Below are 24741 nucleotides of genomic sequence, written 5' to 3'. Positions count from 1 at the left end.
TTTATCATTTGGCGGGGCGTTTTGCTCCGCCAATCCTCCTCTCCGCTCTCTGTCACCCGCGCAGGCGTTGCTAAGATGTTTTTTGCAGCCATATACTTATCGCTCAGACGGGAACAGGTGTAGGGAGCCGGCATCGTAATGAAGGAAAAGAAAGACATACTGAGATTGGATGATATTCATTATCAAATAGACAACCAGGTGATCCTGGACTCCGTCTCTTTCACGCTGGGTGAAGGCGAGTTCAAACTGATCACCGGGCCTTCCGGCTGCGGGAAAAGCACGCTGCTGAAAATCATCTCCTCTTTAATGGATCCGACGAGCGGGAACCTCTATTTCGACGGACGGGCGATCGGCGAGATATCGCCGGAGGCGTATCGCAAGCAGGTTTCCTACTGCTTCCAGACGCCGGCGCTGTTCGGCAATACGGTTTACGACAATCTGGCGCTGCCCTACCAGATCCGTCAACAGTCGCCGGATGAACGAAAAATGCAGGCCGATCTGACGCGTTTTGGGTTGCCGGAGGTGATGCTGACCAAAAGCATCAATGAGCTGTCCGGCGGGGAGAAGCAGCGCGTGTCCCTGATCCGCAACCTGCAGTTTATGCCCCGGGTGCTGTTGCTCGATGAGATCACCAGCGCGCTGGACGAAGAAAACAAGCGCAACGTCAACGAAATCGTTCATCAGCTGGTAGCGGAGCACCGGCTGGCGGTGCTGTGGGTGACGCACGATACCGAAGAGATAGCGCATGCGGATGAGGTGATCACCCTGCGCGCGCACGGCGCCGAACAACAGGAGCAACAGCATGAATCAGCATAACATCACCAACGAATCCTTAGGCTTGTCGATGGTGCTGGTGGTGGTCGCCATCCTGATCAGCCACCGGGAAAAGCTGGCGCTGGAAAAGGACATTATCTGGAGTATCTGCCGCGCGGTGGTGCAGCTGATCATCGTCGGCTACGTGCTGAAGTATATTTTCGACCTGGATAACGCGGTGCTCACCGTGTTGATGGTGCTGTTCATCTGTTTTAACGCGGCCTACAACGCCAAGAAACGCAGCAAGTACGTCGAACATGCGTTCGTGACGTCGTTTATCGCCATCACCACCGGCGCGGTGCTGACGCTGGCGGTGCTGGTATTGACCGGCTCCATCGAATTTACGCCGATGCAGGTGATCCCCATCTCCGGGATGATCGCCGGTAACGCCATGGTGGCGGTGGGGCTGTGCTACACCAACCTCGGCCAGCGTTTCAAGAGCGAACAGCAGAAGATTCAGGAGATGCTCAGCCTGGGGGCGACGCCCAAGTTCGCTTCGGCGGCGCTGATCCGCGACAGCATCCGCGCTTCGCTGATTCCGACCGTGGACTCGGCGAAAACCGTTGGGCTGGTTAGCCTGCCGGGCATGATGTCTGGGCTGATCTTCGCCGGTATCGACCCGGTGAAAGCGATCAAATACCAGATTATGGTGACCTTCATGCTGCTTTCCACCGCCAGCCTGTCGACCATTATCGCCTGCTATTTGGCCTACCGTAAGTTTTACAACGAGCGCCACCAGCTGGTGGTCGGCAACCTGAAGTAACGCCATGAAAAACGGCCTCCGCGGAGGCCGTTTTTTTCACTCTTGCAGCAGGGCGATGCTCTGGCGGATTTCCCGTTCGATATCCGCTTCGCTCCAGCCGTCCAACTGCGAAGAGAAAGGCTCGAAGGCATAGACGCCGGTATAGCCCAGGCGTTCCAGGTTCTGTACCTGGCGGCGGCTCTCCAGCCGATCGCCCTCGCTCAGCATGATGCGTTCTTCGTCGCTCAGCGCGCCTTTATCCCGCCCATCCTCCACGCCGGACAGATGCACCAGGCCGATCTGCGCCACCTGGATTTGCGCGTCGAAGTCGGCCTGCGTCACGCCGCTCAGGTAGTGGTGGAAAGTATCGAGCACGATGCGGTACGGTGCGCCCGAATCGCGGATGAGCGCCTGGGTCAGCAGCGACGATCGCAGCGAGCTGATGCCGAAGCCCAGAGGCTCGACGTATCCCTGCACGCCATAGCGCGCAAACAGCGGCGCCAGCAGCTGCAGCGCGGCGAGGGTGTCGTCCCGTTTTTGCTGCTCGCTGCGCATGTCGTCGGCGCTGCAGTGTGGGCACAGCACCAGCGCTCGGCTGTGGATGGCCTGCGCCTGCGCCAGCAATGCTTCGGCGCGCTGCAGCAGCGCCGCCGGATTATCCATCAGATTGAACATGCCGAGGGCGTTGATCGTGACGATCTCGATGCCGTATTGCGCAGCGAGCGCATTGAGCTGCGCGTCGCTAAGATCGTCGGTTACCTTGCCGCTGGGCATGTCGTTGCGCAGCTCAACGTTGCTGAGCCCGCAGCGTTTCACCAGGCGGAAAAAACTGTCCAGATCGAGATTCGGCGCGATCTTGCGGTTAATGCAGAAGCGGTCCAGCGCAATGGTCATGAGGCATTACTCCAGCGGTCAGGGTTGAGAGATCAGGATTTGCCGTTTTCCAGCGGCAGCGGCTTGCCGTCGGGCAGGGGGTGGCGGTGGCGTTTGGCCAGCACCACCTGCTCCATCTTTTCCAGCGAAACGCCTTTGGTTTCCGGAATATAGCGGCCGATGAACCAGTAGCTGAACAGGCAGCAGGCGGCAAAGATCCACATCGGGAAGGCGCCGTGGAAATGCGAGAACAGGTAAGGGTGGTCGTTGATCATCGGGAACGACTGCGACACCGCGAAGTTGGCGACCCACATGCAGCCGACGGCGATGCTCATCCCCTGCGCGCGCATGCGGTTCGGGAAGATTTCCGACACCAGCACCCAGGCGCCGACGCCCCAGGACAGCGCATAAAACACCATGAAGAACAGCATGCCGAACAACGCGAAATAGCCGGTGGCCTGGGTATAGAGCGCGTACGAGGTGAGCAGCAGGCCGGCGATGGCGCCCAGCGTGCCGTAACGCATCAAGGGAATGCGGCCCATGCGATCCATCAGCATGGCGCCGATGACCGAACCGACCAGCTGCAGCACGCCGATCCAGATGGTCTGGAACAGCGCTTCCTGCGCGTTTTCGGTGACGGTTTTCAGCACCACCGGTGCGTAGTACATCATTACGTTGACGCCGGTCACCTGCTGCAGCATGGCGATCATGCAGCCGACGAACAGGATGAAACGCACCCGCGCATCGCCGTAGTTCAGCTTCCGGTGCTGCTGCTGTTGATCCTGCTGCAGCGAATCTTTGATTTCTTTCAGCAGATTCTGCGCGTGGGCGGCGTTCGAGACCTTGGTCAACATCGCCAGCGCCTGATCGTCACGGCCCATCATCACGTTCCAGCGCGGCGATTCAGGAATGACGAACACCAGGATGCAGAACAGAATGCAGGGGATCACGCCCGAGGCGAACATCCAGCGCCAGCCCATTTCCACCAGCCAGGCTTCGCTGGCGATGCTGGCGATTTTGAAGTTGACGTAGAAAATCACGATCTGGCCGAACACGATGGCGAACTGCTGCATGCTGAGTGCCCGCCCGCGCATGTCCTTTGGCGACACTTCCGACATGTACATCGGCGACACGGTGGCGGCAATGCCGACCGCCAGCCCGCCGATGATGCGGTAGATGACGAACCAGGTGAAAGTCGGGGCCAAGGCTGCGCCGACGGCGGACACGGTGAACAGCAGCGCCGCCAGCATCAGCGCCTTTTTACGGCCCCAGCGCGCCGCCAGCGGCCCGGCGGCAAAGGCGCCGACGACGCAGCCGATCACCACGTTGGAGACTGCCCAACCGGTTTCGGCCGGGCTGAGACTGAAATAGGTTTTCAACGCTTCGATCGCGCCGGAGATCACGGCGGTATCGTAACCGAACAGAATGCCGCCCAGGGCGGCGATGCCGCAAATTCGCAATATGTAGCCGGTATTGTGCTTACGCTGATATGACATGTGTTGCTCCGATTTTTATCCTGGCTTCCGTCCGCACGGTTGGGGTGTCGGGAAGAGGGCGAGCGGAAGGGTGTGAACCGTGCCTGTCATCAAGGCGATGTCGTCGATAAATGCTGGAACAAACAAGAACATTTATTTCATAATTAGTGAATAATGGAATATTGATTTTTAGATCCAGTTCAAAAAAAACCGTCGCGAGCGATTCGGGCACCTTGGGCGAACGGGGGCGGGCGATAACGACGACAGCGCTGGCGCGGCGCGGGCTTTCTGTAGCAAAGTCAGTGTGTACTACCCTTGTTTTCTCCGCCGTCGTTGCGCTTTCCCTGGCACGCTAATGAAAGTGCTAATCCGATCGACACTACAAAATTGCGACCTCACGCACTAAAAACAAATTTTTCAAAACAATTTATTTGAAACTTTTTTTTCAATGAAATAGAGTTTGCTGCATCCGGTCAGGATTTAGCCGGCTTGCCGACGGGGTTTGGCGAGCGGGACGATTAACGCCGCGCCGCCGGCGTGTGGCCAGGCGACAGCGGACTTGAAAAGAGGGCGTGACATGAAAACCGTGGGTAACTTTATTGGCGGGCAGGTATGCCTGAGCAGCAGCAATCAAACCGTCGACGTGCACAACCCGGCCAGCGGGCAGGTTGAGCGGCGCGTCACGCAGAGCACCGCCGCCGAAGTCAAACAGGCCATCGACGTGGCCCATCGGGCGTTTGCCGACTGGTCGCGCACCACGCCGTTGCGCCGCGCGCGCATCATGTTCAATTTCAAGGCGCTGCTGGAACAACACCGCGACGAGCTGGCCGAGCTTATCGTCAGCGAGCACGGCAAGGTGTACTCGGATGCGCTGGGCGAACTGACGCGCGGCATGGAAGTGGTCGAATTCGCCTGCGGCATCCCGCATCTGATCAAGGGCGAGTATTCACCGGACGTCGGCAGCGGCGTCGACAGCTTCTCGCTGATGCAGCCGCTGGGCGTGGTGGCGGGCATTACCCCGTTCAACTTCCCGGCGATGGTGCCGATGTGGATGTTCCCTATCGCGCTGGCCTGCGGCAACACCTTCATCCTCAAGCCGCCGGCGCTGGTGCCTTCCGCCTCGGTGCGCCTGGCGGAGCTGCTGAAAGAAGCCGGCCTGCCGGACGGCGTGTTCAACGTGGTGCACTGCGCCAATGAAGACGCGGCGCAGCTGTGCACCGATCCGCGCATTCAGGCGGTGAGCTTCGTCGGCTCCTCTACCGTAGCGGAACATATCTACACCACCGCCAGCGCGCACGGCAAGCGGGTGCAGGCGTTCGGCGCGGCGAAGAACCAGGCGATCGTCATGCCGGACGCCGATCTGGACGCCACGGTCAACGCGCTGATGGGCGGCGCGTTCGGCTCCGCCGGCGAGCGCTGCATGGCGTTGCCGATCGCCGTGGTGGTCGGTGACGATACCGCCGATAAACTGATCGCCAAACTGAAGCCGCTGATCGCGCAGCTGCGCGTCGGGCCGGGCTTGCAGCAGGGCGGCGAAGAGAATGAAATGGGGCCGCTGGTGTCGTCCGCCCACCAGAAAAAGGTGCTGGGCTACATTGATTTGGGCGTGGAAGAAGGCGCGACCCTGGTGGCCGACGGCCGCAATTATCAGGTGTCGGGCTATCCTGAAGGCTACTACGTCGGCGGCACGCTGTTCGACCATGTGAAGCCGAACATGCGCATCTACCGCGAAGAGATCTTCGGGCCGGTGCTGGGGATCGTGCGGGTGCCGGATTACCGTACCGCCATCGACACGGTGAACGGCCACGAGTTCGGCAACGGCAGCGCCATCTTTACCGGCAGCGGCCACTACGCGCGCCAGTTCGTACAAGAAGTGCAGGCCGGGATGGTCGGCGTCAACGTGCCGGTACCGGTGCCGATGGCGTTCCACAGCTTCGGTGGCTGGAAGCGCTCGGTGTTCGGCGCGCTGAACGTGCACGGCACCGACGGCGTGCGCTTCTATACGCGCATGAAGACCGCCACCGCGCGCTGGCCGGCCGGGCAGCAGACGGTGTCCGAATTCAGCATGCCGACGCTGGGTTAAGCGATCGCAGAGTATAAACGGGCCGTTGTTCCCTTGGGGCAACGGCCTTTGCACGGGGAGTTAACAGGAGAATCGAGATGTCTTCACTGCTTGCCAAATGTCAAACGCCGAACGCCGAGGGGCGCATCCAGCACGTGACGCCGGAAAATGCCGGGTGGCGCTATGTCGGCTTTGACGTTTATCGCCTGGCCGCCGGGCAGTCGCTGCAGCTTGAGTGCGGCGACAAGGAGCTGTGCCTGGTGCTGGTGGCCGGTATCGCCTCCGTCGCCACGCTGCGCGCCGAGTACCCGCATATCGGCAAACGCATGAGCCCGTTCGAGCGCACGCCGCCTTACGCGGTGTATGTGCCGCACCACGATCGCATCGACGTGCGGGCAGAAACCGATCTGGAGCTGGCGGTGTGCAGCGCGCCCGGCAGCGGCCACCTGCCCTCACGGCTGATCACGCCGGCGGATATCGGCGTGGAGCGGCGTGGCAAGGGGCGCAACCAGCGGTTGGTGCACAACATTCTGCCGGACAGCGAGCCGGCTGACAGCCTGCTGGTGGTGGAGGTTTACACCGACGAGGGCAACACCAGCTCTTACCCAAGCCACAAGCACGATCGGGAAGACTCGCCGGACGAAACCTATCTCGAAGAGACCTATTATCACCGCATTCAGCCGGAGCAGGGGTTCTGCATGCAGCGTGTCTATACCGACGATCGCACGCTCGACGAGTGCATGCCGGTCTACAATCGCGACGTGGTGAAAGTGCCGCGTGGTTATCACCCGGTGGCGACCCTGGCAGGCTACGACAACTATTATCTTAACGTGATGGCCGGGCCGGTGCGGCAGTGGAAATTCACCTGGGAAAAAGACCACGCCTGGATTAACGGCGACGGCTATCCCGCCGCGCAATAAGCGTTTGAGGCCCGGCTTGCCGGGCCTTCTTTTTATCAGGGTATAAATTTGACCTAAATTTGCCCTCCCTCTTGCTCAAATGATAACCTGTCCGCACGCGATCGCTCCCCGACTGAGTGACTCCAAAGAACCGCTGTGATACAGCGAGATTGCCTATGCGCAGGAGGAAAAACCATGACGACCACCATGTCCCAAAAAGCGGCGCGCGAAGGATTAGGTTCACCCGATCTGTTTGAAGGCGGGGTTTACGTCACAAAAAATGGTGTTGCCGAACTGTTTGTGCAAACGGCGGCTGAGAGAGAGGCCGAAATTCGGGAACGCAATCTGGAGCGCCAGTCCAATGCGTTGTTGAAACTGACTATGCTGGCGAAACAAGAGATTAAAAATCAGCGCGGTCTGTCGCCCGAAGAAACCTTGCAGCGGCTGCGTGACGCGCGGAAATAGGCCCGAGGTGCAGGATGCCTCAGGAAATACGTTTTACCGTCGCGCCGGCGGCGGAATGGAGCCTGAAAGACATCGAGTCTTACAAGAGTGGAACGATAGGGGCCGCCGCAGCCGGGGTGTTCGTGGACAATCTGTTGCTATCGTCTCTTGCGGCAATCGCGGACGATCCTGCCCGCTATCGCTTCAACGCCGTGCTGGCGGGCATGGGGGTACGGTTGCACGAGCGATTGGATCCCGACAGCGAATATCGCGTCATTTATGACTACGACGGCCAGACGGTGGAGATTCTGCTTTTCATCAGCATGAAGCAAGATCTGGAAAGCGCGCTCTACCGCTATTTGTTGCTGCAATAATCCCGCCGCGCCCGAGCCTGCCGGGCGCGTTCACCCCAGCCTTACTCGTCCCGGGCGTTATTCAGCGCCAGCGAGACTGCCAGCGTCTGCGCCAGGCACATCGAAGCCACCTGCGAGCGGAAGCCGTCCACCTGCGCTTCGCGCACCACGAAACAGACATCGCTAAAGGCGGCCAGCGGGCTGACCTGGCTGTCGGTGATGGCGATCTGCTGCGCGCCGCGCTTGGCGCCCAGTTCCACCAGTTCCACCGCCTCGCGGGCGTACGGCGAATAGCTGATGGCGATCACCACGTCCTTCGGTTTCACCATGCTCAGCTGTTCGGTGAACATACCGCCCAGGCCGTCGATCAGAAACGCGCGGCGCTCCAGATGGCGCAGCGCATAGGTGAGATAGGAGGCGACGCTGAACGAACGGCGCAGGCCGATCACGTAGATGTTTTCGGCGTTGTTGAGCAGTTCGACGGCGCGATCCAGCTGCTCGGGGGCGATCTGCATCGCCAGCTGCTGCAGCGCTTGCGCGTTGACCATGGTGAATACGTTGAGAATTTCCGCCGGTTTCTCCGGTGCGACGTTGTCGTCGGTGGAGGTTTGGCGGAACAGGCGCGCGCGCTCGGTATAGTTCACCGTTTCTTCCATCAGATGCTGACGGAACACCTGCTTCATTTCGTTGAAGCCGCTGAAGCCGAAGGCATTGGCGAAACGGATCAGGGTGGAAGGCGGCACGCTGGCCTGTGCGGCGATGGAGGCAACGGTATCGAAAGCGATGCTGTTACTGTTATCCAAAATATAGCGCGCCACCTGCTTCAAACGCTTGCTCAGCGTTTCATAACGGTGGCGAATCTCGTCCTGTAACAGCGAAAGTTGAGTTGGGTTGTTCATCCATTCGGCTCGCAGTGGGGTGAAGGCGCATGGGCCTGACGCCTGAAATATTGACAGGGTATTTTAACAGACGGAGCGGAAATTTCATTTCCTCAAAAAGCGATTTATTCGATCGCACATTGCGCGACTTCACAGAAAAGGGGCAAAAAAATCCCCTTAAAGCGGCGAAATAGCCTTAAGGGGACGTGAACTCGCGCTCGCTGTCAGTGCGCGCCGCTCGCCTGCGGACGGTACTGGCGCCAGAAACCGATCAGCGTCAGGTATTTTTGTTTCACCTGCTCGATCAGGGCCGCGTCGTCGATTTCACCCTGCAGCCAGCGGCGCGAAGGCTGGCCGAAGATGGTGCGGCCGACGGCGAAACCTTTCACCCAGCGCGCATCCGCAGCGGCGGCAAAGCCCGCCTTCAGCACCGCCTCCGGGGAGTCGAGCCCCAGGATCAGCACGCCGCGGCAGTGGGGATCGTAGGTGTCGATCAGCGCGCCGACCCGCTGCCAGTTTTCCGCACTCAGCGGCGGCAGTTTCCACCAGTCCGGCTGAATGCCCAACCGGTAGAAATGTTCAATCATCTCCAGGTAATGGCGCTCATCCTTGTCGGGGTTACTGTCCGGCAGGATCACCTCCAGCAGCAGCTCGTGGCCGGATTTGCAGCAGCCGCGGTAAACGTCGGCAATCAGCTCATCCTGTTCGCGGCGCAGTTCCGCCGCGTCGTGCGGGTGATAAAACACCAGGCACTTCACCACGTGCTCCTGCGGCCAGTCGATCAATTGCGAGCCAATATTGCCGTGCTCCAGGCGCAGCGGGCGCGAGCTGGGCAACTCTACCGGCCGGCCGATCCACCATCCCTGGCCGGTGATTTCGTTCAGCGCCGCCTGTCCGTAGGTGGTGTCGGCCAGAATGCCGCTGTTGCCGTTGAGCCCCGCCTGCGCGGCAGCCTGTTGCGCCGCGGTGAGCAGCAGGGTTTTCAGGCGCGGAATGCGTTCCTCGCCGACGCCGGCTTCGCGCGCCATGTCCGCCAGCTGCTTGCGGTGATCGAAAGCGAACACGCAGAGCTCCGGCCACTGTTGCCTGCGGGTGGTGACCCGGTGCAGGTGATTCAGGCGTGCGTCGCGGTCCGGGCGCGTGACCTGTTGTTCACGCTGCAGATAGTCATCCAACTCCTGCTTGGTCGGCATGGCCGGCGCGCAGCCGTGGCGCGAGACCACCAATGCGCCGCAGGCGTTGGCGTAGCGGCAGGCCTGATCCCAGCCCTCATCGTTCAGGTAGCCGCGCAGCAGGCCGGACATAAAGGCGTCGCCGGCTCCCAGTACGTTCAGCACCTCAACCCGCACGCCGGCGTGCAGTTTCACCTGCGCCCAGTCGTCGGCGATTTCGCCTTCGAATACCGAGCAGCCCTGCGCGCCACGCTTGCACACCAGCGTGGCCGCCGTGGCCCGGCGCACGTTTTTCAGCGCCGCCAGCGTGTCGGTGCTGCCGCCGGCAATATGAAACTCCTCTTCGGTGCCGACGATCAGATCGAAATGGTGCAGGACCTCCTGCAGCTCGCGCGTGACCTGGTCCGATTCCACAAAGCGGGTTTCGCCGTCGCCCAGCGACGTCAGCCCCCACAGCACCGGGCGGTAATCGATGTCCAGCGCGGTGCGCAGGCCGTGGCGGCGCGCGTATTCCAGCGCCTTCAGCACCGCGGCGCGGGTGTTCGGGTGCGACAGGTGCGTGCCGGTGATGGCCAGCGCGCGCGCGGAGGCGATGTAGGCCTCGTCGATGTCGTCCGGCGTCAGCGCCATGTCCGCGCAGTTTTCGCGGTAGAAGATCAGCGGGAAGGTTTCCTGATCCTTGATGCCGAGGATCACCAGGCCGGTTAACCGACGTTTGTCGGTGATCAGACAGCGGGTATCGGCCCCGACGCGCTGCAGCTCTTCGCGCAGAAAGCGGCCCATGTGCTCGTCGCCGACCCGCGCCAGCATGCCGGATTTTAACCCCTGAATGGCGGTGCCGTAGGCCACGTTGCCGGAAGAGCCGCCGAGGTACTTGGCGAATGTGCCGGCGTCTTCCAGCCGCGCGCCGATCTGCTGAGCATAGAAATCGACGGCGATGCGCCCGAGACAAATGACATCAAGCTGTTTTTCTTGTGTAGCCATACCCGTTTCCTTCTGTTTAAGCAAAACTCCGGCGGCGGCCCGAGCGTGGCGCCCTGCAGGAAGCATGTGGTCAGTATGGGGAATGAAAATTTCAATTTCAATATAGAATGAAATTTACACCCCGAAAATGTGATGCGTTTAAAACATCGGCAGGGGAACGGGAAAAGCCGATGAAGTGACTATAAGACGGCGACCGGGCGCGCGCAGAAAAGGAGGGTTAGGTCAGGATAAAGGCTGTCAGCTGGTGTGCTAACGGCTTCTATCGGACGGTGCGCGGCGCGAAGCCAGTGAAAGCTGAATCACGAGATGAAACGGGCTTTTCATGCAATATGCGATCTTTATCGCAAAATGAAATGTTTCTTCTGTAATGTGATTTTATGAAAAATATATTTGTTTATAATCGCTTCACGTTTCAGGTTGTCGACTTCGTGAGCAGCGGGCATCGCCTGCTCAAGATAATAGCTGCCGCCGCGTAATACAAACACGGGATTGTCGGCTCGGCGCGAGCCCTTTCCGGGGCGGCCCTCAATCTAAAGGGTGAGTAAATGGGCAAGATCAGGCTAACCATGGCGCAGGCGCTCGTCAGATTCCTCGATAACCAGTATCTGCTGGCCGACGGCGTGGAAACCAAATTCGTCGCGGGCATTTTCGCGATTTTCGGCCACGGCAACGTACTGGGGCTGGGGCAAGCGCTGGAGCAGGATAGCGGCGAGCTGCGGGTGCATCAGGGCCGCAACGAGCAGGGCATGGCCCATGCGGCGATCGGCTTCGCCAAACAGAAGCTGCGCCGGCAGATCTACGCCTGCACTTCATCGGTCGGCCCCGGCGCCGCCAATATGATCACCGCCGCGGCCACCGCAACCGCCAACCGCATTCCTTTATTGCTGCTGCCGGGCGACGTTTACGCTTCCCGCCAGCCGGATCCGGTGCTGCAGCAAATCGAACAATCTTACGATCTCAGTATCAGCACCAACGACGCGTTCCGCGCGGTGAGCAAATACTGGGACCGCATCGTGCGGCCGGAACAGCTGATGAGCGCCTGCATCAACGCGATGCGCGTGCTGACCGATCCGGCGGATACCGGCGCGGTGACGCTGTGTCTGCCGCAGGACGTGCAGGGTGAAGCCTACGACTATCCCGACTATTTCTTCCAAAAACGCGTGCATCGGCTCGATCGCCGCCCGGCGACCGACGGTATGTTGGCGGACGCGCTGGCGCTGCTGACCGCCAAGCGCAAACCGCTGCTGGTGTGCGGCGGCGGCGTGAAATATTCGCAGGCCGGGCGGGCGCTGCGCGAATTCGCCGAGCGCTTCGGCATTCCGTTCGCCGAGACCCAGGCAGGCAAAGGCACGGTGCCGAGCGACCATGAATTCAACCTCGGCGGCATCGGCGAAACCGGCTGCCTGGCGGCCAACACGTTGGCCCGGCAGGCCGATCTGGTGATTGGCGTCGGCACCCGTTACACCGATTTCACCACCTCGTCCAAATGGCTGTTCCAACACCCGGACGTCAGCTTCCTCAATATCAACGTCAGCGCCTTTGACGCCGGCAAGCTCGACGGCCTGCAGGTGCTGGCGGACGCCCGCGAGGCCCTGAGCGAACTGGGCGCGCGGCTGGCGCAGGCTGATTATCGCGCAGGCTGGGGCGACGCCATCGCCGCGGCGCGCGGTGCCCAGCGTGAAGAGACCGCGCGGGTTTACGCGGTGGAATACAGCGGCGCGGGCTTTGTGCCGGAGATCGACGATCACCTCGATCGCGAGCGGGTGTTCGCCGAATTTATCGCCCAGACCGACTCGGCGATGACGCAAAGCCGAGTGCTGGGGGTGCTGAATCGCGAGCTGCCGCCGGACAGCGTGATCGTCGCCGCCGCCGGCAGCCTGCCGGGCGACCTGCAGCGGGTGTGGCACAACCGCGGCGAGCACGGTTATCACGTGGAATACGGCTACTCCTGCATGGGGTACGAGGTGAACGCCGCGCTGGGGGTCAAGTTGGCCGAGCCGCAGCGCGAAGTGTACGCGATGGTGGGCGACGGTGCCTTCATGATGCTGCATTCCGAACTGGTCACCTCGATTCAGGAAGGCTGCAAGATCAACGTGGTGCTGTTCGACAACATGACCAACGGCTGCATCAATAATTTGCAGATGGAACACGGCATGGACAGCTACACCACCGAATTCCGCTTCCGCAATCCAGAGGGCGGCAAGCTCGACGGCAAACTGGTGCCGGTCGATTTCGCCATGCTGGCGGCGGCTTACGGCTGTAAAACCTATCGCGTCACCACCGAGCAGCAGCTGCTCGATGCGCTGGCCGACGCCCGCAGGCAGACCGTGTCCACGCTGCTGGACATCAAGGTGCTGCCGAAGACCATGGTGCACAAATATCTCAGCTGGTGGCGCGTGGGCGGCGCTCAGGTGGCCGACAGCGAGAAAATCGTCGCAGTGGCGCGCAAGCTGCAGGAAAACATCGATAAGGCGCGCGATTACTGATTCGTTTTCGAACACAACACACTTTCCAGAGGGTAGCGAAAATGACATTGAACATTGGGGTTATCGGCACCGGCGCCATCGGCCGCGATCATATCCGTCGCTGCAGCAAAGTGTTGCAGGGCGCCCGCGTAGTGGCGGTGAACGACATCAATCGCGACAACGCCGCCAAGGTGGTGAGCGATCTGCAGCTGGATGCGCGGGTGTATGACAACGGCCACGATCTGATCAAGGCCGCCGATGTGCAGGCGGTACTGGTCACCTCTTGGGGGCCGAGCCACGAAGAGTTCGTGTTGGCGGCCATCGCCGCCGGCAAACCGGTGTTCTGCGAGAAGCCGCTGGCGGTGACCGCGCAGGGCTGCAAAAACATCGTCGATGCCGAAGCGAAACACGGCAAGCGGCTGGTGCAGGTCGGCTTTATGCGCCCTTATGACCAGGGCTACCGCGCGTTGAAACAGGTGCTGACCAGCGGCCAGATCGGCGAGCCGCTGATGCTGCACTGCGCGCACCGTAACCCGACGGTCGGCGAGGCCTACACCACCGATATGGCGATCACCGACACCCTGATCCACGAAATCGACGTGCTGCGCTGGCTGCTCGACGACGACTATGTGTCGGTGCAGGTGGTGTTCCCGCGCAAGAGCCCGAAGGCGTTCCCGCACCTGAAAGATCCGCAGATTGTGCTGTTTGAAACCGCCAAGGGTACGCGCATCGACGTCGAAATCTTCGTCAACTGTCAGTACGGCTACGACATTCAGTGTGAAGTGGTGGGGGAAACCGGCATCGCCAAACTGCCGGAGCCGTCCTCGGTGCAGATGCGCAGCGGCGCCCGCCTGTCGACCGAAATCCTGACCGACTGGAAAGATCGCTTTATCGACGCCTATGACGTCGAGCTGCAGGGCTTCATCAACGACGTGGCCGCAGGCAAGCTGACCGGGCCTTCCGCCTGGGACGGCTACGCCGCCGCGGTGACCGCCGACGCCTGCGTGGCGGCCCAGCTCAGCGGCGAAATCGTGCCGGTGACCCTGCCGGCGCGCCCGGCGTTTTACAACAAATAACCGGCTTGCACCACGTACCCACGATTGCAGAGGAGTGACCATGAAGATCGCTTTTGATGTCGACGTTATACGGGATTTGGGCATCACCAAAATGGTTCAACAGGTGGCGGACTGGGGCTACAAATACATCGAGCAGTCGCCGCACCCGCAGATCAACCCGTTTTACAAGCATCCGAAGGCCAGCCGCGAAATCATGGCGGAGTATAAAAACGTCCTGAAAGCGACCGGCGTGGAGATCTCCTCATTTATCGTGGTGTATCGCTGGTCCGGGCCGGGCGAAGATCGCCGTCAGGCGGCGGTCAAAAACTGGCGGCGGATGATCGAAATCGCGGTGGAAATGGGCGTGCAGGTGATCAACACCGAATTGGCGGGCAACCCCAACGAACCGGAGATCTGCGAGGAGCTGTGGTATCGCTCGATGGAGGAGCTGCTGCCGATCGTCGAGCGCGAGGGCATCCGTATGGAGATCCAGTCGCACCCGTGGGACTTCTGCGAGCTGAGCAACGAAACCGCCGATCTGGTGAAATCGCTGCGCAGCGACCACGTCAAATACCTCTACAGCGTGCCGCACACCTTCTACTACGACAAGGGGCAGGGCAACGTGGCCGGCATGTTGCAGTACGCCGGGGACGATCTTTCCCACGTGCTGATCGCCGACACCATGAATCACACCAAACATTGCCGTTATATCGTCAACCCGCCGGGCGTTGACGCTGCGGTGCACCAGCACGTCGGCATCGGCGAAGGCGAGGTGAATTTCGACGCCCTGTTCCAGACGCTGCGCGACATGGAATTTGCCAACCGCAGCTTCAAGGTCGGCGGCGAATCGATCATCTGCACCTCGCTGTTCGGCTACCCGGAAAAGATGCCGAGCCAGGCGGTGGCGACCAGAGAGCGCATCGAAAGAGAGCTGTTGGGCAAATAATCTTATTCGGCTCGCCGGCGGCGTTTGCACCGGCGGCCCTCCAAGGACCGAGGCAGACCATGAATAAAGACAACGTGAAATTGGCCATCGCGCCAATCGGCTGGACCAACGACGACATGCCCGATCTGGGCAAGGAAAACACCTTCCAGCAGTGCGTCAGCGAAATGGCGCTGGCCGGCTTCACCGGCAGCGAAGTGGGCAGCAAATACCCGCGCGATCCGGCGGTGCTGAAACCGATGCTGGACATTCGCGGCATCCAGATCTGCAATGCCTGGTTCAGCACCTTTTTCGCCGACGGCCAGAAAGACAAAACCATCGATGAATTTATCAACCATATGAATTTCCTGCATGCCATGGGCGCCAGGGTGATCGGCTGCTCCGAGCAGAGCAAGAGCATTCAGGGTACCACCAAAGGCGTATTCGAAGAGAAGCCGTACTTCAGCGATGAAGAGTGGCAGCGGGTGGCCGACGGTTACAACGAGCTGGCGAAGATCGCCGCCGGCAAAGGCATGCAGGTGTGTCTGCACCACCACATGGGCACCGGCATTCAGACCACGGCCGAAATCGATCGCTACATGAGCATGGTCAACGACGACGTCTACCTGCTGTTCGATACCGGCCACGCCTACTATTCGGAAGGCAGCCAGCAGGCGATGATGGCGATCCTGGAGAAGTATCTGCCGCGCATCAACCACGTCCACCTGAAGGACGTGCGCGATGAGGTGGTGGCGGAAGTGAAGGCCAACAAGCTGAGCTTCCTTGATGGCGTGAAGAAGGGCACCTTCACCGTGCCGGGTGATGGCGTGATCGACTTCCGGCCGGTGTTCAAGCTGCTGGACGAGCGTGGTTACAAAGGGTGGATGGTGGTGGAGGCCGAGCAGGATCCGGCGCTGGCCAACCCGTTCGAGTATGCGGTGAAAGCGCGCCGCTATATTCGGGAAACCGCCGGTATTTAAGCGGCGAGGGTCAATAAAGATCGAGGGGCGCCGCCGGCGCCCCTTTTTTGATGGCGGCGTGTTAGCCGCCGAGCGTTTGCCAGGTTGCGACCTGGCTGCCCGGCCACGGCGTGGCGGCATGCACGCCACGGGCGATCGCCCGGGCCAGGGTGTCCGCCGCCAGCGCGCCGATTTGCAGCACCGCCAGTTCACGGCTGCCCTGAACCTCGCGCTGCCCGGTGGACAGGGCGAACACGACGTCGCCGTCAAACGGGCTGTGCAGCGGGCGGATGGCGCGCGCCATGCCGTCTTGCGCCATGATGGCCACCCGTTTCAACTCCACCCGCGTCAGCGCCAGATCGGTGGCGATGCAGGCCAGGGTGGTGTTCTTTCTGCCGCCCTGCGGCTCTTGTTCCATCCAGTCTTCGCCCTGCGCACGCAGTTGCGCCAGCGCCGCTGCGCCGCCGTTGCCGAATTCACCGTCAATTTCATAGGGGGTCGCCCAGAAGGCGCGGGTGCCGGGCGCGACCACTGCACCCAAACTGTTGACCGCCACCAGTGCGCCGACGGTAGCGCCATTGGTGGCAATGATAGATGCCGAGCCGAGGCCGCCTTTCAGCTTGCCCATGCCGGTCATGGCGCCGTAGCCGGCGCCGACGGTGCCCAGCGGAAAGTCCAATCCGGCCTTGCCGACCGCATCGATGCCCAGTTGGCGATACGGCGGCGTGAGCTGCCAGTTTTTGTCGCCGCCGTTGGCCAGATCGTACAGACAGGCGGTGGGCACGATAGGGGAGACCGGCACGCCGGGGGCCGGGCGCAGCGCGTAGCCTCGGCCCTGTTGCCCCAGCCAGGCCGCGACGCCGTCCGCCGCCGCCAGGCCGTAAACCGAGCCGCCGCTGAACGTCAGCGCATCGACGGTCTGCACCAAATTGTCTTCACCCAGCGCGTCAGTTTCCCGGGTGGCGGGGCCGCCGCCGCGCACGTCCACGGCGGCGATCGCCGGGCTGTCCGGCAGGATAACCGTCGCGCCGGTACGCACCCGGCTGTCCTGCGCCACGCCGACCTTCAGGCCCGGCACATCGGTAATCAGGTTGCGGGCGCCTGGGCGCCCGGCGGCGGAAGTTGGCATAGCGGCACCTAATGGGGTGAGAGGAGAGAATATGCCGGCGGCGGTCAGGCCGGCCAGCGCTTGTAAAAAGGTTCGGCGGTTGATGCACAGGGGCCGGCGCAGCGGCCCCTGCGGGTGAGGACGATTACGCATCGCCGTGCGGCTGCCCGGAGCGCAAACGGGCCATATGGTAGGCGTCGACCAGCACACCGTCGCGCATGGCATAGGCGCGGCTGGTGCCCTCTATCTCGAAACCGAATTTGCGGTACAGCGCAATGGCCGCCGGGTTGTCGGTGAACACCGTCAGCTCGATGCGCTCGATGGCCGCCCAGTTGTCGCACAGATCAATCATCGCCTGCATCAGGCGGCTGCCGACGCCTTTGCCGTGGTATCGCGGATCGACGCCGATGCCGAAGGTGGCCACATGGCGGCGGCGCACGCGCTGATTCAGCATGACGGCCAACTGGCCGGCAAGCTGCCCGTCGATGAAGGCCGCCAGGTTATGCGTACCCGGTTCGGGATTGGCGAGGCGCTTCTGCCAGGACTCGACGGACGGTAGCGGGAGCTGCAGCGTATCGCGATAGACGGGCGTCTGAGAATAAAGATGATGCAGAGCCTGCGCATCCGTCGTTTCCACGTGGCGTATCACGATCTCGCTCATCTCGCTGCTCCTGTTGCTTACCGGTTGAATAACCTCTGAATTTATCCGTTTACTGCCTTGAGTCAATATTATTTGAACGGGTCAAAAAAAACGCTTTACAGGTGCGAATGATAATGATTATTATTGCGATGCGTTCCGGGGAGGGCATCAACCCTTGATACTCTCGCTGCGAAGGCACGACATTGCTCACATTGCTTCCAGTGTTTACTTAGCCAGCTCGGGTGCTGGCTTTTTTTTTGCCCTTTTTCAACCGCTTCCGCCTTCAACAAATCCGTTGCCCATCCGCCGTTTCATTCCATCGAAATTTTTGAACAGAGGCATGAGTTTTTTACGCTTTCTTATTCTGCCCGCAGGACTAGACTGTAAAAAAACATTGAGGAGAGTTGAATATGATTTATGTACGTAAAGCGGAAGACCGCGGCCACGCCAATCATGGCTGGCTGGATAGCTGGCACACCTTCTCATTTGCCGACTACTACGATCCGAACTTTATGGGGTTCTCGGCGCTGCGTGTGATCAACGAAGACGTGATCGACGCGGGGCAGGGTTTCGGTACCCACCCGCATAAAGACATGGAAATCCTGACCTACGTGCTGAGCGGCACGGTGGAGCATCAGGACAGCATGGGCAACAAGGAGCAGATCCAGGCCGGCGAATTCCAGATCATGAGCGCGGGCACCGGGGTACGTCACTCCGAGTACAATGCCAATCAGGATCGTCCGCTGCACCTGTATCAGATTTGGATCATTCCGGATCAGGTCGGGCTGGAGCCGCGCTACGAGCAGCGCATGTTCGACGCGCCGCAGGGTCGTCAGCTGGTGCTGTCGCCGGATGCGCGCGACGGCTCGCTGAAGGTGTTCCAGGACATGACGCTGTCGCGTTGGGCGTTGAATAAAGGCGAGCAGGGTGAGTATCCGATCGCCGCCGGCCGTCGCGTTTGGATCCAGGTGGTGCGCGGCAAGGTCTCGGTCAACGGCGAAGCCGCCGGCATCAGCGACGCATTCGCGGTGTGGGATGAATCGGCGCTGACGATTCAGGCCGACGAAGAGAGCGAAATCCTGCTGTTCGATCTGCCGCCGGTGTGATTAAGCGGTAAATTTCAAGGGCTCACGATGTGAGCCCTTGAGGTTAACGACAAGCCTGATGACGTTGCCCGACTGAAAGCCGGGAGCATATAAAAACAAGGAAAATCAATTTATTGATTTTCGGCTGACAATCACAAAGGGGAAAAACCACGCTTTTTCCCCTTTGTCACCGTATGAAGGGTTCACGATGTGAGCCCTTTTTTGCGTTGACCGTCGCATAACCGACAATATCGGCCCGCCGTTTTTTTTGCTAAAATGACTGCCCATTCACGGTTAGTCAGTTCATTGATAATGAAGAAAAAACGGCCGGTACTCCAGGATGTGGCGGACAAGGTGGGCGTGACCAAGATGACGGTGAGCCGTTATCTGCGCAATCCCGACCAGGTTTCTGCCGCCCTGCAGCAAAAAATCGCCGTCGCGCTGGATGAGCTGGGCTACATCCCCAACCGCGCGCCGGACATCCTCTCCAACGCCACCAGCCGGGCGATTGGCGTGCTGTTGCCGTCATTGACCAACCAGGTGTTCGCCGAAGTGCTGCGCGGCATCGAAAGCGTTACCGACGCGCACAACTACCAGACCATGCTGGCGCACTATGGCTACCTGCCGGAGCGTGAAGAAGAGCGTTTGACCTCGCTGCTTTCTTACAATATCGACGGCCTGATCCTGTCTGAGCGCCATCACACGCCGCGCACCCTGAAAATGATCGAGGTGGCGGGCATTCCGGTGGTGGAGCTGATGGACTGCGTCTCGCCGTGCATCGATCTGGCGGTGGGCTTCAACAACTTCGAGGCGGCGCGCCAGATGACCCAGCAGATCATCGCGCACGGCCACCGTCACGTGGTCTATTTCGGCGCCCGTCAGGATGAGCGTACCATCATCAAGCAGCAGGGGTATGAGCAGGCGATGCGCGAATCCGGCCTGGAGCCGTACAGCATCATGACCGCGCGCTCTTCCTCCTATTCTGCCGGCGGTGAGCTGCTGCGCCTGGCGCAGCGCGACTACCCGCAGATCGACAGTATCTTCTGCACCAACGACGACCTGGCGATCGGTGCGGCCTTCGAGTGCCAGCGGCAGGGGCTGTCGATCCCGCAGGACATGGCGATCGCCGGTTTCCACGGCCATGATATCGGCCAGGTGATGGTGCCGAAGCTGGCCAGCGTGCTGACACCGCGCGAACGCATGGGGCAGATCGGCGCCGAGCGCTTGCTGGCCCGGCTGCGCGGCGAAACGGTGTGCCCGCGCATGGTGGACGTCGGTTTCACCGTGATCCCCGGCGGCAGTATCTGAGCCATTTTAACGTTCTGTTTTAACACCCTTTCTTTTTGCAGCGCGCCCTGAGGCGCGCGGGCTATCCCGCCTGTAAGCCCGCCGCTCGTTGCCGGCATAAGTTTGATCTCTGTCCCAGAACGCGAATTTTAGCCGCTTACCCGGTTCCGGTGCTTATTCTGTTACCGGTATCATGATACCGGTAACAATGAGTGTGCGGTCATCTTGCTGCAAGACTGAACCTCTGACTCAACAACACCTACAGCTCTTCTTAAACACCGGGACAGAGCCTAAAAATAAAACAACCGCACGCTTTACGCCTATCGTAAAGAGAGTCGCGATAAAAGGTTGGAGAAAAATTATGCCATTAGTGATTGTTGCAGGCGGCGTAGCGCTGCTGCTGCTGCTGATGATCCGCTTCAAGCTGAACGGCTTTATCTCTCTGGTGCTGGTTGCTCTGGCGGTCGGGATCGCACAGGGTATGCCGGTCGATAAAGTCATCGGCTCCATCAAGGCTGGCGTGGGCGGCACGTTGGGCAGCCTGGCGCTGATCATGGGCTTCGGCGCCATGCTCGGCAAACTGCTGGCGGACTGCGGCGGCGCGCAGCGCATCGCCACCACGCTGATCGACAAGTTCGGCAGAAAACATATTCAATGGGCGGTGGTGCTGACCGGCTTCACCGTTGGCTTCGCGCTGTTCTACGAAGTGGGCTTCGTGCTGCTGCTGCCGCTGGTGTTCACCATCGCCGCCTCCGCGCGCATCCCGCTGCTGTACGTCGGCGTGCCGATGGCTGCCGCGCTGTCGGTGACTCACGGCTTCCTGCCGCCGCACCCGGGCCCGACCGCCATCGCCACCATCTTCCATGCCGATATGGGTAAAACCCTGCTGTACGGCACGCTGCTGGCGATCCCGACGGTCATCCTGGCCGGCCCGGTCTATGCCCGCTTCCTGAAAGGCATCGACAAGCCGGTGCCGGAAGGCCTGTACAACCCGAAAACCTTTACCGAAGCAGAGATGCCGAGCTTCGGCGTCAGCGTCGCCACGTCGCTGGTGCCGGTGATCCTGATGGCGCTGCGCGCGGTCGCTGAAATGGTGCTGCCGAAGGGCCACAGCCTGCTGCGCTTCGCCGAGTTCTTCGGCGACCCGGTGATGGCGACCCTGATCGCCGTGCTGATCGCCATCTTCACCTTCGGCCTGAACCGCGGCCGCACCATGGATGAAGTGATGGGCACCATCACCGATTCGATTAAAATCATCGCCATGATGCTGTTGATCATCGGCGGCGGCGGCGCCTTCAAGCAGGTGCTGGTGGACAGCGGCGTCGAGCAGTACATCGCCGGTCTGATGGAAGGCAGCAACGTTTCGCCGATTCTGATGGCCTGGTCGATCGCCGCCGCGCTGCGTCTGGCGCTGGGTTCCGCCACCGTGGCAGCGATCACCGCCGGCGGCATCGTCGCCCCGCTGATCGCCACCACCGGCGTCAGCCCTGAGCTGATGGTGATTGCGGTCGGTTCCGGCAGCGTTATCTTCTCGCACGTTAACGATCCGGGCTTCTGGCTGTTCAAGGAGTACTTCAACCTGAGCATCATGGAAACCATCAAATCCTGGTCGGTGCTGGAAACCATCATCTCGGTGTGCGGCCTGGTGGGCTGCCTGCTGCTGGCGACGGTCGTATAATCTTTATCCGACGCCCTGCGGGGCGTCGGCGTTCCAGAGTATCTTTATCAGTTGGGACGCATTTGGCGCGCTCGCGCCAGTTCCCATAGGGGCATGACACAATGAGTAATCCGCAGAATCACGTATTTATCCTGATGGGGGTGTCCGGCAGCGGCAAATCCGCCGTAGCCAGCACCGTCGCCCACGAGGCCGAGGCCGCCATGCTGGACGGCGATTACCTGCATCCGCGCGCCAACATCAACAAAATGGCTGCCGGGCACGCGCTGGACGACAACGATCGCGCCCCGTGGCTGGCGGCCTTGAACGACGCCATCTTCGCCATGCAACGCACCAATCCGGTGTCGCTGCTGGTGTGTTCGGCGCTGAAAAAAAGCTATCGCGACCGCCTGCGTGAAGGAAATAGCAACCTGCATTTCCTCTACCTGAAAGGCGACAAGGCGGTGATCGAGGAACGCCTGAAGCAGCGGAAAGGTCACTTCTTCAAACCGCAGATGCTGGTTTCGCAGTTCGCCACGCTGGAAGAGCCGGGCGAGCAGGAGCCGGATGTGCAAGCGATCGACATCAACCAGCCGCTGGACGGCGTGGTCGCCGATACGCTCGCCTGCATCAACCGCATCACCGCCCGCTAAGCGCGGGCCGTCGTCGGCGCCGCCAGGCGCCTACAGCTTCATGTAAGCCCGTATGCCGTCCAGGAACATCTGGGTCGACAGCATCACCAGAATCAGCCCCATCAACCGTTCCAGCGCGCTGACACCTTTGCTGCCCAGCAGGCGCAGGAACAGGTTCGACATCAACAAAATGGCCGCAGAGAGGCCCCAGGCGATCAACAGCGCCGCCACCAGATGGGGCAGCTGATGCGGATACTGGTGCGACAGCAGCATCAGCGCCGCCAGAATCGACGGCCCGGCCACCAGCGGGATCGCCAGCGGCACCAGGAAGGGCTCCTCGCCGGCGGACAGCCCGGAGCTGTTGCCCTCCTGAGACGGGAAAATCATCTTGATGGCGATCAGAAACAGGATGATGCCGCCGGAAATGGAGACGGTTTCAGTGCGCAGGTTGAGGAACGCCAGAATTTTCTCGCCGGCGAACAGGAAGATCAGCATCAGCAGCAGGGCGATCAGCAGCTCGCGGATCAGCACCACCCGGCGCCTGCGCGGCTCCAGGTGTTTGAGCACCGACATGAAAATCGGCAGATTGCCCAGCGGATCCATAATTAAAAACAGCAATACCGTAGCGGAAATCATCTCTGTCATGGTGACCTCGTGATCGGGAAAACGCCTCGGCCTTTCCGGCCGCGTCCTTGCCTATAAGAAGGATTGCTGAGAAATCCCCAGCCATCGAATAAATTCACTTTGCGCCCGCGCCGACATTTTGTAAGGTGAGGAGATATTGCACACAACTCGTTATCACCTACATAAGCCCTTATCCGGGCGGGACACAGATATTATGAAAAACGTTGGTTTCATCGGTTGGCGCGGAATGGTCGGCTCGGTTCTCATGCAACGCATGACGGAAGAGCGCGATTTCGACGCCATTCGCCCGGTCTTTTTCTCCACCTCGCAGCACGGTTCCGCCGCGCCGGCCTTCGGCGGCCAGCAGGGCACGCTGCAGGATGCGTATGACATCGACGCGCTGAGCGCGCTCGATATCATTATTACCTGTCAGGGCGGCGATTATACCAACGAAGTTTATCCTAAGCTGCGCGCCAGTGGTTGGCAGGGGTACTGGATTGACGCGGCCTCTTCGCTGCGCATGCAGGACGACGCCATCATTATCCTGGATCCGGTCAACCACGCGGTGATTCAGCAGGGCCTGGACAAAGGCATCAAAACCTTCGTCGGCGGCAACTGCACCGTCAGCCTGATGCTGATGTCGCTCGGCGGTCTGTTCGCCAACGATCTGGTGGAGTGGGCGTCGGTCGCCACTTACCAGGCGGCTTCCGGCGGCGGCGCGCGCCACATGCGCGAACTGCTGACCCAGATGGGCATGCTGCATGCCGACGTGGCGAAGGAGCTGCAGGACCCGGCTTCCGCCATTCTGGATATCGAACGCAAGGTGACCGAGGCCACCCGCAGCGGCAAACTGCCGACCGATAACTTCGGCGTGCCGCTGGCCGGCAGCCTGATCCCGTGGATCGACAAGCAACTCGACAACGGCCAGAGCCGTGAAGAGTGGAAAGGCCAGGCGGAAACCAACAAGATTCTGAACACCGGCAGCGTGATCCCGGTCGATGGTCTGTGCGTGCGCGTTGGCGCGCTGCGTTGCCACAGCCAGGCGTTCACCCTGAAGCTGAAAAAAGACGTGTCGCTGCCGGACATCGAGCAGATGCTGGCGACGCACAACGACTGGGTGCGCGTGATCCCGAACGACCGCGAGCTGACCATGCGCGAACTGACGCCGGCGGCGGTGACCGGTACGCTGAATACGCCGGTCGGCCGTCTGCGCAAGCTGAATATGGGGCCGGAATACCTGTCGGCGTTCACCGTGGGCGACCAACTGCTGTGGGGCGCGGCCGAGCCGCTGCGCCGCATGCTGCGTATCCTGCTGTAAATCCTTGCTTTCAGGGGGCTGGCTGCTTTCAGCCCCCTAAAGCCTTATTTTCCGCTTTTTTGTTCGCCGCGCACCGCGCCGGGCAACGTCACCGCAAGCCTCGTTTCACCGGGCTCTTCCCCGCATATCTCCTCGTCGGCCGCCGCATGCAGATGACGGCAGGCTGGCAGTTTTCTTAATGAAGAATTTTCCTGAGCAATGCTGAGCAGTTTTTAACAGACATTGGCTATGCTTAACGCATGGGCGAACAATTTTTCACCATGACTGAAATATTTCAAAAAATAAGCATAAAGAGCG

The 24741-nt window shown here is 60.8% G+C and carries 22 protein-coding genes; 15 read left to right on the top strand and 7 right to left on the bottom strand.

Annotated features, from left to right (window positions below):
- Window positions 1-138 precede the first annotated feature (138 nt).
- Both fetA and fetB read left to right on the top strand, forming a co-directional pair.
- On the top strand, window positions 139-816 hold the full coding sequence (gene fetA / locus QDT79_RS03185) for an iron efflux ABC transporter ATP-binding subunit FetA (protein ID WP_308316197.1): 678 nt from the start codon (window positions 139-141) through the stop codon (window positions 814-816).
- On the top strand, window positions 803-1576 hold the full coding sequence (fetB, locus tag QDT79_RS03180; protein ID WP_033645324.1) for an iron efflux ABC transporter permease subunit FetB: 774 nt from the start codon (window positions 803-805) through the stop codon (window positions 1574-1576). The genes fetA and fetB overlap by 14 nt, the downstream gene beginning before the upstream one ends.
- Before the next feature lie 36 nt (window positions 1577-1612).
- Here the strand turns inward: fetB and QDT79_RS03175 are convergent, their stop codons facing one another.
- Complete coding sequence (locus QDT79_RS03175) at window positions 1613-2449, bottom strand: TIM barrel protein (protein ID WP_063991727.1); 837 nt, start codon at window positions 2447-2449, stop codon at window positions 1613-1615.
- Between the two features lie 32 nt (window positions 2450-2481).
- Window positions 2482-3924 (bottom strand): sugar porter family MFS transporter, encoded by a 1443-nt coding sequence (locus QDT79_RS03170; protein WP_149559750.1) that lies wholly within the window; start codon window positions 3922-3924, stop codon window positions 2482-2484.
- A gap of 556 nt (window positions 3925-4480) precedes the next feature.
- On the opposite strand from QDT79_RS03170, the gene QDT79_RS03165 reads away from it, so the two are divergent.
- From QDT79_RS03165 to QDT79_RS03150, 4 genes are all read left to right on the top strand, one after another.
- The gene (locus QDT79_RS03165) at window positions 4481-5986 is read left to right on the top strand and encodes a CoA-acylating methylmalonate-semialdehyde dehydrogenase (RefSeq protein ID WP_308316196.1); all 1506 of its coding nucleotides are present in this window, start codon (window positions 4481-4483) and stop codon (window positions 5984-5986) included.
- Between the two features lie 77 nt (window positions 5987-6063).
- On the top strand, window positions 6064-6885 hold the full coding sequence (iolB, locus tag QDT79_RS03160) for a 5-deoxy-glucuronate isomerase (protein ID WP_033636349.1): 822 nt from the start codon (window positions 6064-6066) through the stop codon (window positions 6883-6885).
- A gap of 174 nt (window positions 6886-7059) precedes the next feature.
- Window positions 7060-7329, top strand: a complete 270-nt coding sequence (locus QDT79_RS03155) for a hypothetical protein (protein ID WP_033649358.1) — start codon at window positions 7060-7062, stop codon at window positions 7327-7329.
- Window positions 7330-7343: 14 nt separating this feature from the next.
- Window positions 7344-7682 carry a type II toxin-antitoxin system RelE/ParE family toxin gene (locus tag QDT79_RS03150; RefSeq protein WP_038871444.1) on the top strand — a complete coding sequence of 113 codons (339 nt, stop codon included), beginning with the start codon at window positions 7344-7346 and terminating at the stop codon, window positions 7680-7682.
- A gap of 41 nt (window positions 7683-7723) precedes the next feature.
- Here QDT79_RS03150 and QDT79_RS03145 read toward each other — a convergent pair whose 3' ends face one another.
- Window positions 7724-8560 (bottom strand): MurR/RpiR family transcriptional regulator, encoded by an 837-nt coding sequence (locus tag QDT79_RS03145; protein WP_004930856.1) that lies wholly within the window; start codon window positions 8558-8560, stop codon window positions 7724-7726.
- 203 nt (window positions 8561-8763) lie between these two features.
- The gene (locus QDT79_RS03140) at window positions 8764-10695 is read right to left on the bottom strand and encodes a bifunctional 5-dehydro-2-deoxygluconokinase/5-dehydro-2-deoxyphosphogluconate aldolase (protein ID WP_063991724.1); all 1932 of its coding nucleotides are present in this window, start codon (window positions 10693-10695) and stop codon (window positions 8764-8766) included.
- 545 nt (window positions 10696-11240) lie between these two features.
- On the opposite strand from QDT79_RS03140, the gene iolD reads away from it, so the two are divergent.
- From iolD to iolE, 4 genes are read left to right on the top strand one after another with little or no spacing between them, the layout of a single operon-like run.
- The gene (gene iolD, locus QDT79_RS03135; RefSeq protein ID WP_063991723.1) at window positions 11241-13181 is read left to right on the top strand and encodes a 3D-(3,5/4)-trihydroxycyclohexane-1,2-dione acylhydrolase (decyclizing); all 1941 of its coding nucleotides are present in this window, start codon (window positions 11241-11243) and stop codon (window positions 13179-13181) included.
- A 41-nt stretch (window positions 13182-13222) separates the two neighbouring features.
- Window positions 13223-14236, top strand: coding sequence for a bifunctional inositol 2-dehydrogenase/D-chiro-inositol 1-dehydrogenase (iolG, locus tag QDT79_RS03130; RefSeq protein WP_033649354.1), 1014 nt, complete (start codon window positions 13223-13225; stop codon window positions 14234-14236).
- Window positions 14237-14276: 40 nt separating this feature from the next.
- A complete protein-coding gene (locus QDT79_RS03125; protein WP_308316195.1) occupies window positions 14277-15161 on the top strand; it encodes a sugar phosphate isomerase/epimerase family protein in 885 nt (294 codons plus the stop codon).
- Window positions 15162-15220: 59 nt separating this feature from the next.
- Window positions 15221-16117: a myo-inosose-2 dehydratase gene (iolE, locus tag QDT79_RS03120; RefSeq protein WP_019455194.1), complete on the top strand. Its 897-nt coding sequence runs from the start codon at window positions 15221-15223 to the stop codon at window positions 16115-16117.
- A gap of 61 nt (window positions 16118-16178) precedes the next feature.
- Here the strand turns inward: iolE and QDT79_RS03115 are convergent, their stop codons facing one another.
- Complete coding sequence (locus QDT79_RS03115) at window positions 16179-17357, bottom strand: P1 family peptidase (protein WP_107227983.1); 1179 nt, start codon at window positions 17355-17357, stop codon at window positions 16179-16181.
- The gene (locus tag QDT79_RS03110) at window positions 17350-17865 is read right to left on the bottom strand and encodes a GNAT family N-acetyltransferase (protein ID WP_060441401.1); all 516 of its coding nucleotides are present in this window, start codon (window positions 17863-17865) and stop codon (window positions 17350-17352) included. The genes QDT79_RS03115 and QDT79_RS03110 overlap by 8 nt, the downstream gene beginning before the upstream one ends.
- A 389-nt stretch (window positions 17866-18254) precedes the next feature.
- On the opposite strand from QDT79_RS03110, the gene QDT79_RS03105 reads away from it, so the two are divergent.
- The 4 genes from QDT79_RS03105 (at window position 18255) to gntK (ending at window position 22523) form a co-directional block, all read left to right on the top strand.
- Complete coding sequence (locus tag QDT79_RS03105) at window positions 18255-18950, top strand: pirin family protein (protein ID WP_308316194.1); 696 nt, start codon at window positions 18255-18257, stop codon at window positions 18948-18950.
- Window positions 18951-19241: 291 nt separating this feature from the next.
- Complete coding sequence (gntR, locus tag QDT79_RS03100) at window positions 19242-20237, top strand: gluconate operon transcriptional repressor GntR (RefSeq protein WP_063991719.1); 996 nt, start codon at window positions 19242-19244, stop codon at window positions 20235-20237.
- 340 nt (window positions 20238-20577) lie between these two features.
- A complete protein-coding gene (gntT, locus tag QDT79_RS03095) occupies window positions 20578-21894 on the top strand; it encodes a gluconate transporter (RefSeq protein ID WP_033636339.1) in 1317 nt (438 codons plus the stop codon).
- Between the two features lie 101 nt (window positions 21895-21995).
- A complete protein-coding gene (gene gntK, locus QDT79_RS03090) occupies window positions 21996-22523 on the top strand; it encodes a gluconokinase (protein WP_063991718.1) in 528 nt (175 codons plus the stop codon).
- Between the two features lie 30 nt (window positions 22524-22553).
- Here gntK and QDT79_RS03085 read toward each other — a convergent pair whose 3' ends face one another.
- Window positions 22554-23147, bottom strand: coding sequence for a YhgN family NAAT transporter (locus QDT79_RS03085; RefSeq protein WP_060431488.1), 594 nt, complete (start codon window positions 23145-23147; stop codon window positions 22554-22556).
- Window positions 23148-23340: 193 nt separating this feature from the next.
- Here QDT79_RS03085 and asd point away from each other — a divergent pair, with 193 nt between their 5' ends.
- Window positions 23341-24444 carry an aspartate-semialdehyde dehydrogenase gene (asd, locus tag QDT79_RS03080; RefSeq protein ID WP_049205578.1) on the top strand — a complete coding sequence of 368 codons (1104 nt, stop codon included), beginning with the start codon at window positions 23341-23343 and terminating at the stop codon, window positions 24442-24444.
- The last annotated feature ends 297 nt before the right edge of the window (window positions 24445-24741 follow it).

This window comes from Serratia marcescens, from assembly GCF_029846115.1.
Lineage (GTDB): Bacteria > Pseudomonadota > Gammaproteobacteria > Enterobacterales > Enterobacteriaceae > Serratia > Serratia marcescens_L.
Note: the sequence above shows the minus strand (reverse complement) of the source record. Positions and strands in the feature narration are given on the sequence as shown.

Excerpts from the sequence above, each read along its gene's own strand:
- asd (WP_049205578.1), top strand. The coding sequence starts at position 23,341 with ATGAAAAACGTTGGTTTCATCGGTTGGCGCGGAATGGTCGGCTCGGTT.
- QDT79_RS03105 (WP_308316194.1), top strand. The coding sequence starts at position 18,255 with ATGATTTATGTACGTAAAGCGGAAGACCGCGGCCACGCCAATCATGGC.
- QDT79_RS03145 (WP_004930856.1), bottom strand. The coding sequence starts at position 8,560 with ATGAACAACCCAACTCAACTTTCGCTGTTACAGGACGAGATTCGCCAC.
- gntK (WP_063991718.1), top strand. The coding sequence starts at position 21,996 with ATGAGTAATCCGCAGAATCACGTATTTATCCTGATGGGGGTGTCCGGC.
- QDT79_RS03170 (WP_149559750.1), bottom strand. The coding sequence starts at position 3,924 with ATGTCATATCAGCGTAAGCACAATACCGGCTACATATTGCGAATTTGC.
- QDT79_RS03155 (WP_033649358.1), top strand. The coding sequence starts at position 7,060 with ATGACGACCACCATGTCCCAAAAAGCGGCGCGCGAAGGATTAGGTTCA.
- gntT (WP_033636339.1), top strand. The coding sequence starts at position 20,578 with ATGCCATTAGTGATTGTTGCAGGCGGCGTAGCGCTGCTGCTGCTGCTG.
- QDT79_RS03175 (WP_063991727.1), bottom strand. The coding sequence starts at position 2,449 with ATGACCATTGCGCTGGACCGCTTCTGCATTAACCGCAAGATCGCGCCG.
- QDT79_RS03125 (WP_308316195.1), top strand. The coding sequence starts at position 14,277 with ATGAAGATCGCTTTTGATGTCGACGTTATACGGGATTTGGGCATCACC.
- gntR (WP_063991719.1), top strand. The coding sequence starts at position 19,242 with ATGAAGAAAAAACGGCCGGTACTCCAGGATGTGGCGGACAAGGTGGGC.
- QDT79_RS03110 (WP_060441401.1), bottom strand. The coding sequence starts at position 17,865 with ATGAGCGAGATCGTGATACGCCACGTGGAAACGACGGATGCGCAGGCT.
- iolD (WP_063991723.1), top strand. The coding sequence starts at position 11,241 with ATGGGCAAGATCAGGCTAACCATGGCGCAGGCGCTCGTCAGATTCCTC.
- QDT79_RS03115 (WP_107227983.1), bottom strand. The coding sequence starts at position 17,357 with ATGCGTAATCGTCCTCACCCGCAGGGGCCGCTGCGCCGGCCCCTGTGC.
- fetB (WP_033645324.1), top strand. The coding sequence starts at position 803 with ATGAATCAGCATAACATCACCAACGAATCCTTAGGCTTGTCGATGGTG.
- iolG (WP_033649354.1), top strand. The coding sequence starts at position 13,223 with ATGACATTGAACATTGGGGTTATCGGCACCGGCGCCATCGGCCGCGAT.
- QDT79_RS03085 (WP_060431488.1), bottom strand. The coding sequence starts at position 23,147 with ATGACAGAGATGATTTCCGCTACGGTATTGCTGTTTTTAATTATGGAT.
- QDT79_RS03165 (WP_308316196.1), top strand. The coding sequence starts at position 4,481 with ATGAAAACCGTGGGTAACTTTATTGGCGGGCAGGTATGCCTGAGCAGC.
- fetA (WP_308316197.1), top strand. The coding sequence starts at position 139 with ATGAAGGAAAAGAAAGACATACTGAGATTGGATGATATTCATTATCAA.
- QDT79_RS03150 (WP_038871444.1), top strand. The coding sequence starts at position 7,344 with ATGCCTCAGGAAATACGTTTTACCGTCGCGCCGGCGGCGGAATGGAGC.
- iolE (WP_019455194.1), top strand. The coding sequence starts at position 15,221 with ATGAATAAAGACAACGTGAAATTGGCCATCGCGCCAATCGGCTGGACC.
- iolB (WP_033636349.1), top strand. The coding sequence starts at position 6,064 with ATGTCTTCACTGCTTGCCAAATGTCAAACGCCGAACGCCGAGGGGCGC.
- QDT79_RS03140 (WP_063991724.1), bottom strand. The coding sequence starts at position 10,695 with ATGGCTACACAAGAAAAACAGCTTGATGTCATTTGTCTCGGGCGCATC.